Source organism: Bacillus cereus, assembly GCF_007678085.1.
In the GTDB taxonomy this organism is placed as follows: Bacteria; Bacillota; Bacilli; order Bacillales; family Bacillaceae_G; genus Bacillus_A; species Bacillus_A cereus_BE.
The window spans coordinates 67,647-84,235 of record NZ_VEDW01000003.1 but is presented as its reverse complement, the minus strand read 5'-3'; the positions used below and the strand labels follow the sequence as shown (position 1 = coordinate 84,235).

Below are 16,589 nucleotides of genomic sequence, written 5' to 3'. Positions count from 1 at the left end.
CTTTTAGTATAACAAAAAAGAAGCCTATCATGATAAGCTTCTTTCTCTTCTCTCTTATTTGTTTATGCTTTTTTCAACGAGTGAAATCGCATATTCCATCGTACGATTCATCGTTTCTACCTGTGCATCTTTTACTTTTACATCTTTCACTACAGCTTCTGCCACTGTAATTTTTTGACTCAGTGCTTTCACTGAACCGTCCGTTACGTTTGCAGCTTGCGCTTTTTTCACTACTACTTTTGCAGATTCAATATTAATTTGTAATTTTTCTTTCGGTGTTTTCGGTTGCTCTACTACTTTAGATTGTACAAATGTTACATTAGCTGTTTTTAATTCGTTATACGTTTGAACGATTTGCTCTCCAGTACTTCCTACATTTTCAAACACTTGCTTTGCAGCACTATAGCTTTTCTCTAGTGCTTGAAATGCTTCTTTTGAATATTGACCTGGCTTATCACCAAACTCATACGTACCAGCTAACACTTCTTTTACTTTTCCAAGCTCTTCATATAACGCATTTACTTCTTCTAACTTTGTACGATTAGAAAACTCATTATACGCTGCTACTACTTCTGAAGAACTTAACGCTTTACTATATAATTTCGCAAGCGCAATTTGTCCATTTAACGGGATACCGCCATTCCCGTTGCTATCAGGGTCTGCCCCAAGTACAAATGGTACGTTCGGGTGGTATACTTTCCCTGTAGCTGGTTGGCTATTTACTTTTTTACCATCTACATAAATTGCTACTTCACTTCCGTTATACGTTCCTGTTAAATGGTACGTTTTATTTGCCTCTAACTGAACACCAACACGTTTATAACTTCCACCAATATGAGCCCATAATTCTACATAGCCACTTCCTGTAGACTCAAAACCAATTCCGCCACTCTCGGTATTTTGCAAAATACCTTGTCCACGAATTTGATTCATTGAAAATACAGTTTCTAACGTAAACGTATTTGCCACTTTTTCTTTTTGTGTTGCTGAAAACGGAAGGTATCCAAATGTATTTGCTTGTCCATTCAATTTCATTACATTTGTTTTTAAAGCTTTATCGTATGCAATAGATACATTCCCTTTTACATCGCCTTTCGTTCCAAACGATGAGTTATCTTTAAATGTACCATCTAAGAAATTCACATCAAAGACATCTGCCTTTGGTACTTTTACATTCGGGTCAATATTATCTTTTTTCGTAGTAATTTCTGCTGTTAACGGCTGTACACTTTCATTGCCGAATGAATCAATCGCAACGACTTCAAGTGTATATGTTTTCCCACCATCTAATCCTGCCAGTGTAAATGTTAGTTCTTTCGGCACTGGGTCACGATAAAACTCTGAGAATGCTAACAATTTATTTTTTATTTCTCCAGTTTGCTTATCTCTAGCTTGTACACGATAAGAATGAACAAGAAGGTTGTCCAATGCTTGCATGAATGTTACTGTTGCTGCATTTTCTGTTACATTTGATATCGCAAGCTTTGCATCCTTAGCAAAGTATGGCTTTTCTTTATCTCGATCTTCTACATGTGTAAATGTGTCTTTCTTTGATGGTAATTTAATTTTCCAAGGCTCGCCTGTCCAAGAATTTGTGTGGAAATCACGGCGATTAATCGTTACTTCTTTATCATCTACTTCTACTAATAAACCTTGACTTAAAGTACTTGCTCCTGGTGGGATATTTCCTTGTACTTTACCACCTTCAACCTCCATATAACTTACTGAAGATGTGCCAACTGATGTAAAATCTTTTTGATGAATCGATCTTGGATCATCTAACGGATAGTGCGAATGACCAGAAAATGTAATGACTTGTGGGTATTGTTTTAATATCTCATTAATTTTCGCACTATCTTTTGTTCCCCATTCTTGACTACCGTATACTGTATCTTTAATATGTTGATGTAAAAATACGAAAATTGGTTTTTCCGAATCATCTTTTTGCGCCTTTGCCATCTCTTCTTTTAACCAATTAATTTGCTTGTCCGAATAATATCCATGAGTTGTTCCATCCTCTGGAGACATAACAAGGAAATGATACCCTTTCACCACTTTATGATAATAAATTGATTCCATTCCTGTTTTTTCTAAGAAACGCTTCTGCGCTCCCTCTACAGATAAACCGTTCCAATAATCATGGTTTCCTAGTGAGTTCATTCGTACTGCATCTTTATTTGCATTTTCGTTATACACTTGCATGAAACGATCATATTGTTGTACCGATCCTGAGTCAGTAAAATCTCCCACAATTACAAACGCATCTTGCTTTGGTGCAAGCGTATTGAACTGTTCAATCGCTCTTTTCCAGCGAAACGTATCATCCGTTCCACTATTTTTAATATGTACATCACTTACGACCGGAAAAACTATCTTCTTTTCACTTGGTGCCTTTTCTTGCTTCTTCTCTTCCGCTTTGACTGATGTACTCCACGGAAATGATACGAATGCTAATACAAAAACCATTAATAATCCAATAAGACCTTTTACTTTTCGTAAAGCTGTTCTTTCCACGTGAATCCTCCTCATAATAATTGATTCATTACAAGGCCTATTTTATCTAAAACATGTTAATGTCGTTTAAATAACAAATGAATTTTATTTGATTTTTGTAAATATACAGTTAATTAGAGATTAAGTCCAACATTCCTCGTACTTGTATACAAGCACCTTTTGTCTAAAAGAGTCTGATCATTCTTTTCCTATGGCTATTCACATATAATCTTTTCTATAACAATAATGATAAGTTAAGGTTTAAGCCTATTAGACAATCTTAATTTTTAAAATTTTCTTCTTTTCTTAACACATCGGCCATGCTTCTACATTTAATAGTAGTAAAAGACAACTTAAAAAGGAGGGGTTGTATTGAAGAATAAAAAAAACATTGGCTGTTTCGCTCCTTTATCTATCATTTGTCCAGACCCTTGTCCACCGCCCCCTCCTCCAAATCCAAGTTGTGAGCGAGTAACAAATGAATTTGCAGGGAATTTCCTCATAACTAACAACACCATTCCCTCTACCAAAAATGCACTACAATCAATGATACTGTGGCAAAGTGATGGGATACTACTTATATCAGGTACTGTCTCGGTTTACAATAGTACTAGCAGCACAGAAGCAATTACAATTCAAATCGTTGGAGCAGTAACCAATATTTTTACTGTGTTTCCCGGCAATACGATATCTTACACAGGAAAAGACTTGCAATCAGTCAGTATTATTAATATACAAAGTAATCCTTCACTATATTTAGAAGGCAAGTACTGTTGCCAATTTACATGTTGCTTATAGAATACCAATTTCATTACCTTCTCAATTAAAAAAAGCATACCATTTATGGTATGCTTTTTTATGAAATCTGATAACGTACAGTAATACAAAACTCTCCTTGATTAACAGTTGTTCCTGTCGTAGTAATTCGAACAGCCGTAAAATATCGGACAGTGAAAGTACCACTACTTTGTGGTTGTACAGTAATTGTGTCAACTACTGTTGCACCTACTAAAAAGTCAACTGTAATCGGAGCAGCCCCTACATCATATTTCACGTATCCTGAACCATATACTTCTTGTGTAATATTATTCGTATATACAATTTGAGTACCAGCACCTGTAATAGACCAGTCTGTACATACTTGATCTTGCACAAGCGTTTTATTAGAACAACAAGACAAACTGGAACTTCTCATTCCCATTTCGATCCTCTCCTATTCTGCTATGAAAGTGGATAACGTGTTGTAATACAAAATTCTCCCTGATACGTTCCAGCAGGTGTTGCAGGTAACACAACTTGTATACTATCAAAGCGGCGATACGTAAAAGCGATACTCGTTCCTGGGTTTAATGTTTGTGTATCAATTGTAGCCCCAGCAGAATCAAGAGCTTCTACAGTAATTGGACCTGGACCAACATCATATTTAACAAAACCAGTACCAACTACATTTTGGTTAATATTATTTGTATAAAGAACGTTATCAATTGCTGTTGCAACTACAGTAGCAGACCACGGACTACACACTTTATCTTGTACATAATTTTTATCTGGACAACAAGTTAATGCTGACCCTGAGCACTCACAAGACATAGTTGTTTCCCCTCTCTCTTTTATATTCCCTATATGTGTATGTCCTTCAGAGTCTTTTGCCTGTACTATTCATCTATTTTCAAAAAATAAGACAACTCCTGTACGCATGACTAGATAGATTCCGTTCTATTTCTTTTTTTCATAAATTTATAGATTAATATACCACTTACAACAATAACTACGACTAGTAATATCGGTAACATATATTGTCCAACAACATCCGCAGCCTTCTCCCAATGCGGACCTAATTTCATTCCAAAATAGACATATAAAGTCGTTAACGGGAACATTGCTACAAATGTATATATGCTAAATTTCCATATATTCATTTTCGCCATACCACATGGAACAGAGATAAGCGTTCTAACTCCTGGTACAAAACGTCCAACAAATGCTACAACTGGTCCATATTTCTCAAAGAAATCATCGGCTTTTTGAATTTGCTCTTCTTTAATAAAGAAGTATTTTCCGTATTTTATTAATAGAGGACGACCACCGTAATAACCGAGTGCGTATAACGTTAACGGCCCTGTCGTTCCCCCCAGTGTCCCAGCTAATACAGCTAACCAGAAATTCATATCACCCTCGTATACCCAATATCCAACCATTGGCAACACTACTTCTGCTGGAATAAACTCAAACGTTAATGCTAACACAACTCCAAAATAAGAAAACTGCTTTAAAAACTCGATTATATCTAAAATAATTTGCTCCATATTTTTAACTCCTATCCGATATTTACATTATGCTTTTCTTGCAATTGCACTGGGGCCATCTTTACAATTCGGTTCAAAATAAATACCACAATTCCAATATCATCTAAAATACCGATAAACGGCAGGAAATCTGGAATTAAATCAAGCGGCATCGCAACATACCCAACTAAAAAAGCAACAGATAAAATTTTCTTCTTTATTGAAACCTCTTTTGAAGTAAAAAAGTCAAATAGGAATGGAACAAATCGGCGAACATGAAATACAACTCTTAATCTACTAATAAGTTTTTTCATTTTTATTTCTCCTCTCTTTGTATACAAAAAGGCCCCTACCAAATATGGTAAGGGTCCTAAAAAAGACAATAAGGGGCCTTTACCATTGCTGGTAAAGGTCTCACTAACAACGAAACGTTGCCAATAAAGCCGAGGGTTTCTCCCTGTAATGACGACTTTATTGTAATAAGTTACTCCCCTTTATATACACAATTTTATACACTCACATTAAAATATTTCAGAGGGCTTGTCAATATATTTTATCCCGCTTTAACGGGCAGTAAGACCCCCACCTCAAAATTTAGCAAAAGCAAAGAAGTTAGGTTGGGGATCAACTGCCCATAAAAGTCCGATTGGTGAGGGCTGATAATCAGTGGGGGATGAAGAAAACCCCCACTGATTAAAGTTTCACTTTATATCCCAATCCCTTCCGTAAAAAACAAAAAACGTATAGGAAATTTCTTACTATCTCATAATATACATAATCATTTTTGAACGAAAGGAGATGTTTCATTTGCATACCGTCTGGAAAGGTGCACTTTCACTTGGACTATTAAATATAGGAATTAAACTATACAGTGCCGTAGAAGAAAGCGATATAAAATTTTTAAGCCTCCATAAAGAATGTTTAACACCTATTAAATATAAAAAATTTGCTCCTGATTGTACGGATGAAGAAATTGATGATACAGATATTGTAAAAGCCTATGAATATGCACCTCATAAATACATTATTATGGATGAAAAAGAATTAGCTGCGTTGCAAAAAGCTCACGAACCACGATCTATTCGTATTATATCTTTTATCCAAAATAACGAAATCGATTCTGTTCTTTATGACCGTTCTTATTTCATAGGCCCTACCCCAGGACATGAAAAATCCTATTTATTATTAAAAGAAGCTCTTGAACGTACAAATAAACTTGGGCTTATTCATATTTCTATTAGAAAAAAACAACATTTAGCCATTATCCGTAACTTTGAAGATGGACTAATGTTACAAACCATCCACTACCCTAATGAAATTCGCGATATAGCAAATACACCTAACTTACCAAGTAACGAAAATTATCCTATACAAAAACAAGAACTCACCGCAGCAATTAATTTAATCCACCATCTTACAAATCCTTTTGAACAAGAAATGTATACAGATGAATATAAAGAAGCCCTTACCGAATTAATCGAGAATAAAATTGAACAACAGGAAAAAACTGAAACAATCTCTCCAGCTCCGAACATCATTAATATTATGGAGACATTACAGGCAAGTATTGAACAAGCAAAAATAAAAAGAGACAATAAAACAGAAAAAGAGGCCAAATAAAATTGGCCTCTTTTTTCTTTAAAGCGGATTACATTTCGGCATTTCAAGTCCAGACGATTGAGCTAGTTTTAATAAGTAGTAACATTCCTCTCTTGCCATATGATCTGCCATTCTAGCTGATAATACACTTAATACTTCATTCGATAACTCGAGCTCTTCCACTTCATGTAAAAAACGCGAAAATAATTTCAATTCAAGTGAAACATCTTTTGTAAATTTCTTTAATGCTGGAAAATGATGAAGCTCCGTTCGTAAATACCCAGTCATCTCAACTGCCTTTAAGTAAAATTGTTCAAAATGCTTCGTAAATTCTTCGCTTTTCTCTTTCAATCTTTTTTCAACAAGATCTAGCCCACCAGAAATAGAACCCGCATGACCAGCCGCATCCGTCAACCAAACGAGATGATAATGCAATTCATGAAAAACAGGCGGAACTTCCCCCTTCTTCAAAAACTCTAAAACCGTTATATACTCTTCCACTTCGTTTACCATATGATTAATAAAAGTTGGCGTAAAATGAATAGTAATCTTCCCCTCCAACTGCTTCTGTATAATATTTAATTTAAACATCCGAATTTCCTTAGCAGCTTGTTCAGCCTCTTTTGAGAATGCCATCAGATTTACATTCCGAACTTTATTTAACAAATCCGTAAATGTTTCAACAAAGTAAGTAGCTTTCTTTATATCCTCTTTTTCCTTCGGAGCTAATGCATCCAGTAAAAATTGTGCATGATCAGTAAGTACCTTTAGCCAAAATTGATGCTCAAACAACGCACTTTCTTCATAATTTCTCTCCACTAAATCCCCTCCGTCTATTCACCCTTCTCTACCACTTGAAGTTTATATCCATCCGGGTCTTGTACTACAATACTTTTCTCACTTTCTTTTTCTGTATATGCGATTTTATAAAATACTAACCTCTTCTTTACATTCTCTATGTTAGAAATTGAAAACGTTAGAACATCAACTGAGTCCGTAACACTCTTCTCACGCCCGCCCAAACTACGATTCATCACAAAACTAATTCTCGTTGAATCGGTATCATACCAAACCCCTGTAATATCTAATTGCGGCCTTTCTGAACTAGGTGTTATCCCTAAAATCCCTTCATAAAAATACAGAGTTTCCTTTAAGTTCTTTACTTCCAATACAATGAATTGTTTCACAGTCTCCACATTCATTCCCCCCGTACCTATTACTTTTTTATATGTGTCATAAATGCTCATTATGTCTGAATACAATACGTAGTAATGAACATGTAAGGAGGTTTATTCGTGAATAAATATATGAGATCATTCGTGCCCTATCATAGCCCTCTCGATCCTTGTCCTCCTATCGGAAAAAAATATTATTCTACTCCTCCTAATTTATTTTTAGGCTTTCAACCGCCAAACTTACCACAATTCACACCAAAAGAAGCGTTACAAAAAGGGACTTTATGGCCTGTTTTTTATGACTATTATGAAAATCCTTATAAAAAAGGGCGGTGACTACTGACGTGAATCAATCGCTACCAGAAGAATACTATCAACTTTTACTGGAGCTTCAAGAACTGGACTTTGTACTAGTTGAACTCACTCTTTATTTAGATACACATCCAGATGACACCGCTGCAATTAATCAATTTAATGACTTTTCCTATAAACGAAGAGTATTAAAACAAAAGATGGAAGAAAAATACGGACCACTCCAACAGTTTGGAAACAGTTATTCGAATGCCCCTTGGGAATGGAGCAAAGGTCCTTGGCCATGGCAAATATAAAGGAGAGAAACTATGTGGATTTATGAAAAGAAATTACAATACCCCGTTAAAGTGGGAACTTGCAATCCAGCACTTGCAAAATTATTAATTGAGCAATATGGCGGTGCAGATGGAGAATTAGCTGCTGCACTCCGTTACTTAAATCAACGTTATACAATTCCTGATAAAGTCATTGGTCTCCTTACTGATATTGGTACAGAAGAATTTGCACATCTTGAAATGATTGCTACGATGGTTTATAAGCTGACGAAAGATGCGACTCCTGAACAAATGAAAGCTGCTGGTCTTGACCCTCATTACGCTGATCATGATAGTGCACTTCACTACCATAACGCTGCTGGTGTTCCATTTACTGCAACCTATATACAAGCTAAAGGTGATCCAATTGCCGATCTATATGAGGATATTGCGGCTGAAGAAAAAGCACGCGCAACATATCAATGGCTTATTAACTTATCAGATGATCCAGATATAAATGACAGCCTACGCTTCTTACGTGAACGAGAAATTGTCCATTCACAACGTTTCCGAGAAGCGGTAGAAATTTTAAAAGAAGAACGTGATAAAAAAATATTTTTTTAAAACACGTATCCTAGCGGTATGTGTTTTTTTACGTTAAAAGTTAAATCCTTCTTATTAAACATACAAATAGTATATTTATTCGATTTAATGCATTATTTTTTAATTTTTTCAAAATTCCCTATTGCTTTCTAGTCATCAGACCTTTAAAATAGTAACAGTTACTCGACAAATTATTTGAATTTTCGACAAAAATACTCATTAGGAGGATTTTCTTTATATGCGTACAACTTTAAAACCAGCGCAAATACTTTCGATTAGTTTATTACTATTCGCAGTTTTCTTCGGTGCTGGTAATATGATTTTCCCGCCCCTTCTCGGTCTTTCTTCCGGAGAAAATATGTGGGTCTCCATTACAGGATTTATTATTACAGACGTCGGTTTATCTTTACTAGCTATCGTCGCTGTTGCCCTTGCCGGTGGTAGTTTTAACACTTTAGCAAGCCGTGTTCATCCAAAATTTGCAGCAATATTCGCTATCATTATTTATCTTTCAATCGGCCCACTATTTGTTATTCCACGAACTGGATCTGTATCTTACGAAATTGGGATTGCACCACTTTTCCCGGACCAATGGTACTCTATGTTAATCTTTAGTGCGATTTTCTTTACAGTCGTCTACTTCTTATCATTAAATCCATCAAAATTAGTAGATCATATCGGAAAAATATTAACGCCAATTTTACTTGGAATTATTGCAATTATGGCAACAAAAGCGATTCTTTCACCAGGAACGTTTGCAGAACCTATTGGTGACTATAAAGAAATTCCATTTTTCAAAGGATTTCTTGAAGGATTTTTAACGTTAGATGCAATTGGAGCACTTGTATTATCAACAATTGTTGTAAATGCAATTCGCCAAAATGGTATACAAGAGAAGAAATCGATTGCAAAATATACAATTATTTGCGGGAGCATTGCAGCTCTATTCTTAACAATTGTTTATTTCTTACTCGGTTATATCGGCGCTTCAAACGGCAATCTAGGACAATTCGAAAACGGTGGTCAACTATTAGCTACTGTTATGTATCAATTCTTTGGGACAAGCGGTAATGTTTTATTAAGTATCGCCATTATCTTCGCTTGTTTAACGACAGCAATTGGTGTTGTAAGTGCATTCGCCAACTATTTCGCAACAGTACTAACAAATGTTTCATATAAGAAACTCGTACTATACGTTTGTATCTTTAGCTTCGTGATTTCAAACTTAGGTTTAAGTTTATTAATTAAAATTACATTACCTGTATTAATCATTTTGTATCCAATTACAATCATTTTAATTTTCGTATCATTTATTGATAAATATACGAAACGTAAACCTTCTGTCTACATCGGAGCAATGATCGCAGCATTCATTATTAGCTGTATTCATGCACTTGATAATGTGGAATTGATACCAGGTTTTATCACTAATATCGTACACACTATTCCGTTTTATAACTTAGGAATCGGCTGGATTATTCCAGCAATCATCGGTGGTATAATCGGATACTATATTCCGCAAACAGAAGCTGAAGGTGAAGTTTCTACAAAATAAAGAAAAGAAGCAAGCATGAAATACATGCTTGCTTCTTTTCACATCGTATGTTTAAAAGTAAATAACTCTTCTTTTGACTGCACAGCAGATTGATCCTCTTCTACATCCGTCTTCTTTATCTCTCCTCCTAACCTTACTTTCATCATCGCCTCTTCTATACTTTTTACAATCATATTTCCTGAAAAAATAGTAAGTCCAAAAAATGTAATCGGAACAAGCGGAATCCACGGATTCACTGTTAATGACCTAAAGTATACTCCAATTAAACCTGACCATTCATGCGTATAAGATTCCACCTCTTTTATTTGTCCACCAAACATTACAGTCCCACCAAAGAACACTTCAAGTAATCCTAAGTGCAGTAAAATAGTAAGAGTCTGCGTAAACTGCTGAAGAAATACGAGTATAAACGTCATATAGAGGTGCGGAAAAAGATGTTTTATAACAATATGTCTTCTCGATCCACCTAATATGCGTGCGGCATCAACAAATTCTTCCGTTCGCAATTTACGAACTTCCTTCGCAACATACAGTGCAATAACTGGCATTACAAGCAGTACAAGTAATACCACTTGAAACGAAGCCCTTTCAAAAAAGGTTGTTGTCTCCTCTCCGCTTCCAAATGTATTTGCAGATTGAAGAAAAAAATACGCAATCATAACTGTCGGAATAACTGTAAAACTATCAAAGAAAGCCTCAATTTTTGAAAATCCTCTTTTTATATACGTTCCGAGTACGACACCGAAAAACACACCTATTACCATTCTAAGTGCCGCAATTAAAATAGATATACCAATCGTCCACTTCGCGCCCTCAATGACTAAATGTAACAGGTCATACCCTTTCCGGTCTGTCCCGAGTAAAAATTGTAATGAAGGTGGAAACGGTGGCACTTGTGGATTTTCATCCGCATCATATTGCAATGTAACTTGTCTAATATGTCCATCATTCCATAACGTATTTCCGATGCTCAAAAGAACTAATAGGAGAAGAAACCCAATGCTTATCCAAAATCTTTTATCGCGTTTTATATACGTCCACATATTATAATCTCTCCTTCATCGCAGCCGGAATGAGATAATGAAACAATTTAAATAAAATAAAAATCGGAATATATATAAGAAGCACACTAACGATGAAAACCTCAACTCTAATACCGAAATACGATTTCAAAAACATAAAAATACCACCCGTATTAAAAATCCATTCTATAATATATAAATTAGATAACATAAAAAAGATATTCGTTTTCGCAAAGAATAATGTACTAAGCAACACATTTCGTAAAATATGACGATTTAAAATATGAAAGCGCCCCAGCCCTTTCGCCTTAGCAAATAGTACATAATCTTTTTCTAGTTCATTTTCAAAACGAAGCACTAACATTTTTACAAACAGAATCGTAGTCGGTATACTCAAACAAAATATTGGCAACCCCCTAATCGACTCGCCTCCAATTGAAGCAATTTGAAAAGGTAAAAAACCTGTTTGTTTAAAAAACCATACAACTAAAATTTGTGATACTAAAATAAGAAGGATATCTGGAATGGATTCTAGGAAGATAAGAAATGATTTAATTCGATGTTGTATACGTGGTGAACTACTCATAATTACATAAACAATACAAAATGCTACAAATAATGAAATGAAAAAAGCAGCTAAAAAAATAATAATCGTTTCTTTATAATGGACGAACAACTGCGGAAATAAAAATTTACCTCTCACATATTGCAAATTGGAAATATCCATTAAGTTTACAAACACTTCTTTTAAACTCTGTATGTACTGTGATGCATGCAACTCAAATCCGTAAAATAATTTCGGCAATGCCCCTAGACAAATAATACCCAAAATCGAAATAATAAATTGAACCGTCACTTCCATCCCATTCAGAAAAACTTTTTTGACCACGTTTTCCCTTCTCTCTTTATATAATTTACCCTCTAATTTTATTCTTAATTTTCTGAATTGTAAATATTTATATAAAAAAATCACTAGGTCATGACCCTAGTGATTCTTTATGCGCATGCCCTTCTCTTTTCGCAAACGGCATATACAAAATGAAACATCCAATAAGCGCAGCTATTTCTAATGAAATAATATAGTAAGGGTGCGGCCCTAACATATCGAGTAATGAAGCAGTTTCTGGCTTACGAGCTAAAAACATATAATTGCCACCTGTTTTGTAGTTCACAAAAGAAACGATTGGAATTATTATGTTTAAAAATATCATCGTACGCTTAATTGATTGCAAGGTCGGTCTATATCCTTCTACCCACGTCATAAAGAGTGGTGCCCAAATGAGTAATACATGTGCAGCGAAGAATTCTATAAAGCGAAAATGCGGAAAAGCATATTGCACGTTCGGCGTTAAAATAGCTTGTGACGCACCGATAATTCCTGTAAAAAATACAATCTCATATATGCGGTAACTTTTCGTTACAACCATAATCGATGCTAACAATAAACTAATCGTGCATAACTCAAATGGTAATGAAGTGCCTAGTTCAAAAATCCCTGCTTTCCACTCCCACATATGCAGTCCAATTTCACTCCCTATAAATAAAAATGCAATCGCATATCGAACCGTTATATTCCACTCATTTTGACGCAATACATCTTGGTATTGATATAAAAAAACGATTCCCACCAACATAATAAATAATATAATGGCATGTTGCCTTGAGTAGGGAATAAACGGTTTTAATGGATGCGCACTAAAATAAGCTTCCATCTTGCCTCCTCCTCTCCTTCATACAATATTATTGTAAGAAAGAAACAACGAGTCAATTCATTTGCTCACACTTGGACAAACTCTACCTTACATTTACATATTCATACCTTACAAAACTGTAAGGTTATTGTAAGCTAAAACGATTTGTCAGATTCTTCACCTCTTTTATACTGAATGTAGATACTAAAACGAACGAAAAGGTGATAAATAGATGAAGAAGAAAAATAAAGTGTTAATTACTAGTGTAGTAGCAATCGGTATTGCAGCTGGATCATATTTTGCATTTGCTGGTGGCGGTGGTTCAGAAGTAGCAATGGCATATAGCGGATATAAAGTAACAGAAAAACAAATTGAAAACGCGCAAAAATTTGGCGGTGAAGTCATTCCAAACGGCATCGAAACAATTTCATTTGATCCAACAAAAGGTACGTATGAATTAGCTATAAAAAAAGGTGATGAAGTAAAAAAAGGGCAACTCCTTTTTAAATATAATGACCCTACTGCGAAACAAGGTGTAACAGAAGCAGAAATGCAAAAGAAAATCGCACAAAAAGAAGTAACATTGTTCCAAAAACAAATTGATGCAGCGAAACAAAAATTACAAAAAGAGAAAAATGCGGGCCTTCCTGCTGAAGCATTAAAAGCATCAGAAATCGAAGTACAACAATTAGAATCACAACTTGAAATGAAAAAGTTTGAAGTTGAAAAATCTGATGAAATGATTAAAGCAGCAAAAGAGAAAGTAAACACACTTTCTGTAACGAGCCCTACTGATGGCGTAATTGATGATATCGTAAAAACTGCTGATGAAAAAACAGGTATGAGTGGCATTACACTTCGTCATGCTGGTCCATTTAAAGTAAAAGGTCAACTTTCTGAATATGAGCTTGCTAGTATGAAAGTTGGGCAAGAAGTAACTGTTTCCTCAAAAACGGTCGCTGGTAAGACTTGGACAGGAAAAGTAACAGAAATCGGTTCTACACCATTAAAGAGCATGGACGAAAACAAAACTGTTTCTAACTATCAATTTACTGTTACATTAGACAACAGTGAAGAATTACAAAACGGCTTCCACGTTTACGTAACAAGTAAATCTGGCGAAGCAACTGGTACAATTGTTCCGAAAAGCAGCATCGTAAAAAAAGGTGACAAAAATGTTGTCTTCGTTGTAAAAGACGGTAAAGCGAAAGAACAAGCGGTTACTGTTGAATTCGAGACTGATAGCGAAGCAAAAGTTGCTGGAGTGAAAAAAGGAGAACAAATTATCTCTAAACCTGAAAAAGACTTAAAAGATGGTATGGAGGTTGTCGTTGAATGATTAACTTAAAAGGCATCACGAAATCTTTCCAAAATGGTGCAGAATCCGTACAAATATTACACGGCATTGACATAACACTGAATCAGGGAGAATTCACTTCTATTATGGGACCATCTGGTTCTGGTAAATCAACATTAATGAACATTATCGGTTGCTTAGATAAACCAACGACAGGTGCGTATGAACTAGCTGGTCAAAATATTTCAAACATGTCTGAAACAGAACTTGCGCGCGTTCGTAATAAAGAGATTGGATTCGTATTCCAAAACTTCATGTTATTACCGAGACTTACAGCACTTCAAAATGTAGAGCTACCTCTTATTTACGCTGGAGTTGATAAAAAAGAAAGACGTGAGCGCTCATTAGCCGCTTTAACAAAAGTAGGTTTAGCTGATCGCGCTACTCACTTACCGAACGAATTATCAGGTGGACAAAAACAACGTGTCGCAGTCGCACGCGCAATCGTAAATAATCCAAAGTTCATTTTAGCCGATGAACCGACTGGAGCACTTGATACGAAAACAAGTACACAAATTATGGACCTCTTTTACGAATTAAACAAACAAGGCTCAACAATCATTATGATTACCCACGATCGTGAAATTGGGGAAGCTGCAGCACGTCAAATTGTAATTCGTGACGGAAATATCGTCCAAGATTGGAGAGGTTAATTTTGAACACGAGTGAAAATATACGCATGGCCCTTTCCTCTATCTTTGCCCATAAAATGCGTTCTATCTTAACGATGCTAGGAATTATTATCGGTATTAGTGCCATTATTACTATCATTTCAATGGGTGATGGTACAAACGCAAAGTTTAAAAAAGAATTAGGCCAAGGAAAAGATAATGAAATAACGATTTACTACGACAACTCTGACTATGGAACAGATATTGCCAAAATTACAGCTGATATGCTAAAACGTCTTCAAACTGTTCCAGGCGTTAAGGATGTGTATCCAGATGTACGTATGAAAGTAAAAGCAGCTTCTGGTTCAAAAGATGTCTCTCTTGATTTAATAGGTGGAACAGGCGACTTCATGACAGATTCGAAAATAAAATTAGTTCACGGTCGCGAATTAAACGACAGCGAATTAAAACAAGCAATCCCTGCTGTTATATTAAATGAAGAAGCTTTCAATAAATTATTTAATGGTTGGGAATCAAACTTATACACTGATATAAAAGGAAAGCCGTATAAGGTAGTCGGTGTTTACGAAACGAAAAATGAATTCGGAATGCCTATGCCTGAAGGCTATACGTCACTTGAAAACGCGCCTGTCATTTCAGGAGTAACTGAGTATGACTCTGTAAAATTAACAATGACCTCACCAACAGAACGTAAAAGTGTAGAAAAACAAGCCGTTTCCGTTTTAAACGAAATGAAAGCTCCTAAATTTGAAAATAAATTCAAAGCACAAGACTTAGGTGAATTTACGAAGCAATTAGATGAATCAATCGGTATGATGAAAATGGTATTCGGTGGTATTGCCGCTATCTCCTTACTTGTTGGTGGTATCGGTGTAATGAACATTATGCTTGTATCTGTAACAGAGCGTACACGTGAGATCGGTATTCGTAAAGCTCTTGGCGCAACGCGTGGTAAAGTATTAACACAATTCTTAATTGAATCTTGTATTTTAACAGGACTCGGTGGTTTCATCGGATTCATGCTCGGTATCTTCTTCGCTTGGATCGTCTCCATCTTTGCCGGATGGCCACTCGTTGTCTCAAAAGAACTTGGACTTCTTGCAGTAGGTATCTCCATGTTAATCGGTATTATATTCGGTCTACTACCAGCTAACAAAGCTGCCAAACTGGACCCAATTGAATGTTTACGATATGAATAAACAAAAACGTAGGAATTTACACTCCTACGTTTTTTATTTATCTATTAAATCGTGTTTCTTCTATTATATATGTTTTACGTTATACATACCTTTAGCTATTGTAAAGTACTAAAGCTATTATAGAATCCTATTATTGCAAAAATAATATGTGACAAACTAAAATCAAGGCGTAATTTTTTCCATACCTCGACTTATTTTGTAACAATTATGGCGATATTTCATTGATTTTTACCTCATTTATATTTCTCCACTACCAAAATAGTTATTTTTACATAACTACTTTTCTGTCCCAGCAGCAAAATACGCCATTTTTGTAATGGTTACGAAACAATTACGTAATAATACGGAAACATAATTAACAGATTAGAAATTGAAATACTCCTCTTTTTATGTATTACATGCTCTAACCTCC

At 35.3% G+C, this 16,589-nt stretch carries 19 protein-coding genes; 9 read left to right on the top strand and 10 right to left on the bottom strand.

Features of this window, described 5'->3' with window-relative positions; translation table 11 throughout:
* Window positions 1-54 precede the first annotated feature (54 nt).
* The gene (locus FS742_RS14115) at window positions 55-2,514 is read right to left on the bottom strand and encodes a LamG-like jellyroll fold domain-containing protein (protein WP_144613058.1); all 2,460 of its coding nucleotides are present in this window, start codon (window positions 2,512-2,514) and stop codon (window positions 55-57) included.
* Between the two features lie 351 nt (window positions 2,515-2,865).
* Between FS742_RS14115 and FS742_RS14110 the strand changes: the two genes are divergently transcribed.
* A complete protein-coding gene (locus FS742_RS14110; protein ID WP_144613056.1) occupies window positions 2,866-3,291 on the top strand; it encodes an S-Ena type endospore appendage in 426 nt (141 codons plus the stop codon).
* 58 nt (window positions 3,292-3,349) lie between these two features.
* On the opposite strand, the gene FS742_RS14105 is transcribed toward FS742_RS14110, so the two are convergent.
* The 4 genes from FS742_RS14105 to FS742_RS14090 form a co-directional block, all read right to left on the bottom strand.
* Window positions 3,350-3,694, bottom strand: coding sequence for a DUF3992 domain-containing protein (locus tag FS742_RS14105; RefSeq protein WP_144613054.1), 345 nt, complete (start codon window positions 3,692-3,694; stop codon window positions 3,350-3,352).
* Window positions 3,695-3,714: 20 nt separating this feature from the next.
* Window positions 3,715-4,083 carry a DUF3992 domain-containing protein gene (locus FS742_RS14100; protein WP_061675607.1) on the bottom strand — a complete coding sequence of 123 codons (369 nt, stop codon included), beginning with the start codon at window positions 4,081-4,083 and terminating at the stop codon, window positions 3,715-3,717.
* A gap of 110 nt (window positions 4,084-4,193) precedes the next feature.
* Window positions 4,194-4,799 carry a DedA family protein gene (locus FS742_RS14095; protein WP_144613052.1) on the bottom strand — a complete coding sequence of 202 codons (606 nt, stop codon included), beginning with the start codon at window positions 4,797-4,799 and terminating at the stop codon, window positions 4,194-4,196.
* A gap of 11 nt (window positions 4,800-4,810) precedes the next feature.
* Window positions 4,811-5,092, bottom strand: coding sequence for a YkvA family protein (locus FS742_RS14090; protein ID WP_144613050.1), 282 nt, complete (start codon window positions 5,090-5,092; stop codon window positions 4,811-4,813).
* A 493-nt stretch (window positions 5,093-5,585) separates the two neighbouring features.
* Between FS742_RS14090 and ku the strand changes: the two genes are divergently transcribed.
* Window positions 5,586-6,398 carry a non-homologous end joining protein Ku gene (ku, locus tag FS742_RS14080; protein ID WP_000557762.1) on the top strand — a complete coding sequence of 271 codons (813 nt, stop codon included), beginning with the start codon at window positions 5,586-5,588 and terminating at the stop codon, window positions 6,396-6,398.
* A gap of 18 nt (window positions 6,399-6,416) precedes the next feature.
* Here the strand turns inward: ku and FS742_RS14075 are convergent, their stop codons facing one another.
* Both FS742_RS14075 and FS742_RS14070 read right to left on the bottom strand, forming a co-directional pair.
* Window positions 6,417-7,196, bottom strand: a complete 780-nt coding sequence (locus FS742_RS14075) for a DUF2935 domain-containing protein (RefSeq protein ID WP_144613046.1) — start codon at window positions 7,194-7,196, stop codon at window positions 6,417-6,419.
* 14 nt (window positions 7,197-7,210) lie between these two features.
* Window positions 7,211-7,624, bottom strand: coding sequence for a VOC family protein (locus FS742_RS14070; protein ID WP_098258427.1), 414 nt, complete (start codon window positions 7,622-7,624; stop codon window positions 7,211-7,213).
* A gap of 48 nt (window positions 7,625-7,672) precedes the next feature.
* On the opposite strand from FS742_RS14070, the gene FS742_RS14065 reads away from it, so the two are divergent.
* The 4 genes from FS742_RS14065 to brnQ2 all read left to right on the top strand — a co-directional run bounded on the left by FS742_RS14065 (window position 7,673) and on the right by brnQ2 (window position 10,276).
* Window positions 7,673-7,888: a spore coat associated protein CotJA gene (locus FS742_RS14065; RefSeq protein ID WP_001046257.1), complete on the top strand. Its 216-nt coding sequence runs from the start codon at window positions 7,673-7,675 to the stop codon at window positions 7,886-7,888.
* 8 nt (window positions 7,889-7,896) lie between these two features.
* Window positions 7,897-8,160: a spore coat protein CotJB gene (locus tag FS742_RS14060; protein WP_001076510.1), complete on the top strand. Its 264-nt coding sequence runs from the start codon at window positions 7,897-7,899 to the stop codon at window positions 8,158-8,160.
* Window positions 8,161-8,172: 12 nt separating this feature from the next.
* Window positions 8,173-8,742, top strand: coding sequence for a spore coat protein CotJC (gene cotJC, locus FS742_RS14055; RefSeq protein ID WP_000265273.1), 570 nt, complete (start codon window positions 8,173-8,175; stop codon window positions 8,740-8,742).
* Window positions 8,743-8,959: 217 nt separating this feature from the next.
* Window positions 8,960-10,276 (top strand): branched-chain amino acid transport system II carrier protein BrnQ2, encoded by a 1,317-nt coding sequence (brnQ2, locus tag FS742_RS14050; RefSeq protein ID WP_098872161.1) that lies wholly within the window; start codon window positions 8,960-8,962, stop codon window positions 10,274-10,276.
* A gap of 38 nt (window positions 10,277-10,314) precedes the next feature.
* On the opposite strand, the gene FS742_RS14045 is transcribed toward brnQ2, so the two are convergent.
* From FS742_RS14045 to FS742_RS14035, 3 genes are all read right to left on the bottom strand, one after another.
* Window positions 10,315-11,319 (bottom strand): ABC transporter permease, encoded by a 1,005-nt coding sequence (locus FS742_RS14045; protein WP_000269960.1) that lies wholly within the window; start codon window positions 11,317-11,319, stop codon window positions 10,315-10,317.
* A gap of 1 nt (window position 11,320) precedes the next feature.
* Window positions 11,321-12,187: an ABC transporter permease subunit gene (locus FS742_RS14040; protein WP_144613044.1), complete on the bottom strand. Its 867-nt coding sequence runs from the start codon at window positions 12,185-12,187 to the stop codon at window positions 11,321-11,323.
* An 88-nt stretch (window positions 12,188-12,275) separates the two neighbouring features.
* Window positions 12,276-13,010, bottom strand: coding sequence for a YwaF family protein (locus tag FS742_RS14035; RefSeq protein ID WP_144613042.1), 735 nt, complete (start codon window positions 13,008-13,010; stop codon window positions 12,276-12,278).
* A 211-nt stretch (window positions 13,011-13,221) separates the two neighbouring features.
* Between FS742_RS14035 and FS742_RS14030 the strand changes: the two genes are divergently transcribed.
* The 3 genes from FS742_RS14030 to FS742_RS14020 are packed head-to-tail and all read left to right on the top strand — an operon-like array spanning window position 13,222 to window position 16,177.
* Entirely contained in the window at window positions 13,222-14,328 is a 1,107-nt protein-coding gene (locus FS742_RS14030; RefSeq protein ID WP_098872163.1) for an efflux RND transporter periplasmic adaptor subunit, read from the top strand.
* Window positions 14,325-14,999 carry an ABC transporter ATP-binding protein gene (locus tag FS742_RS14025; protein WP_000609095.1) on the top strand — a complete coding sequence of 225 codons (675 nt, stop codon included), beginning with the start codon at window positions 14,325-14,327 and terminating at the stop codon, window positions 14,997-14,999. The genes FS742_RS14030 and FS742_RS14025 overlap by 4 nt, the downstream gene beginning before the upstream one ends.
* Window positions 15,000-15,025: 26 nt before the next feature.
* Window positions 15,026-16,177, top strand: coding sequence for an ABC transporter permease (locus tag FS742_RS14020; RefSeq protein WP_472924381.1), 1,152 nt, complete (start codon window positions 15,026-15,028; stop codon window positions 16,175-16,177).
* The last annotated feature ends 412 nt before the right edge of the window (window positions 16,178-16,589 follow it).

What these genes read in the sequence shown, in the direction of transcription:
- FS742_RS14105 (WP_144613054.1), bottom strand. Translation starts at nt 3,694, where the DNA reads ATGGGAATGAGAAGTTCCAGTTTGTCTTGTTGTTCTAATAAAACGCTT.
- FS742_RS14100 (WP_061675607.1), bottom strand. Translation starts at nt 4,083, where the DNA reads ATGTCTTGTGAGTGCTCAGGGTCAGCATTAACTTGTTGTCCAGATAAA.
- FS742_RS14095 (WP_144613052.1), bottom strand. Translation starts at nt 4,799, where the DNA reads ATGGAGCAAATTATTTTAGATATAATCGAGTTTTTAAAGCAGTTTTCT.
- FS742_RS14090 (WP_144613050.1), bottom strand. Translation starts at nt 5,092, where the DNA reads ATGAAAAAACTTATTAGTAGATTAAGAGTTGTATTTCATGTTCGCCGA.
- FS742_RS14070 (WP_098258427.1), bottom strand. Translation starts at nt 7,624, where the DNA reads ATGAGCATTTATGACACATATAAAAAAGTAATAGGTACGGGGGGAATG.
- cotJC (WP_000265273.1), top strand. Translation starts at nt 8,173, where the DNA reads ATGTGGATTTATGAAAAGAAATTACAATACCCCGTTAAAGTGGGAACT.
- brnQ2 (WP_098872161.1), top strand. Translation starts at nt 8,960, where the DNA reads ATGCGTACAACTTTAAAACCAGCGCAAATACTTTCGATTAGTTTATTA.
- FS742_RS14045 (WP_000269960.1), bottom strand. Translation starts at nt 11,319, where the DNA reads ATGTGGACGTATATAAAACGCGATAAAAGATTTTGGATAAGCATTGGG.
- FS742_RS14035 (WP_144613042.1), bottom strand. Translation starts at nt 13,010, where the DNA reads ATGGAAGCTTATTTTAGTGCGCATCCATTAAAACCGTTTATTCCCTAC.
- FS742_RS14030 (WP_098872163.1), top strand. Translation starts at nt 13,222, where the DNA reads ATGAAGAAGAAAAATAAAGTGTTAATTACTAGTGTAGTAGCAATCGGT.
- FS742_RS14025 (WP_000609095.1), top strand. Translation starts at nt 14,325, where the DNA reads ATGATTAACTTAAAAGGCATCACGAAATCTTTCCAAAATGGTGCAGAA.
- FS742_RS14020 (WP_472924381.1), top strand. Translation starts at nt 15,026, where the DNA reads ATGGCCCTTTCCTCTATCTTTGCCCATAAAATGCGTTCTATCTTAACG.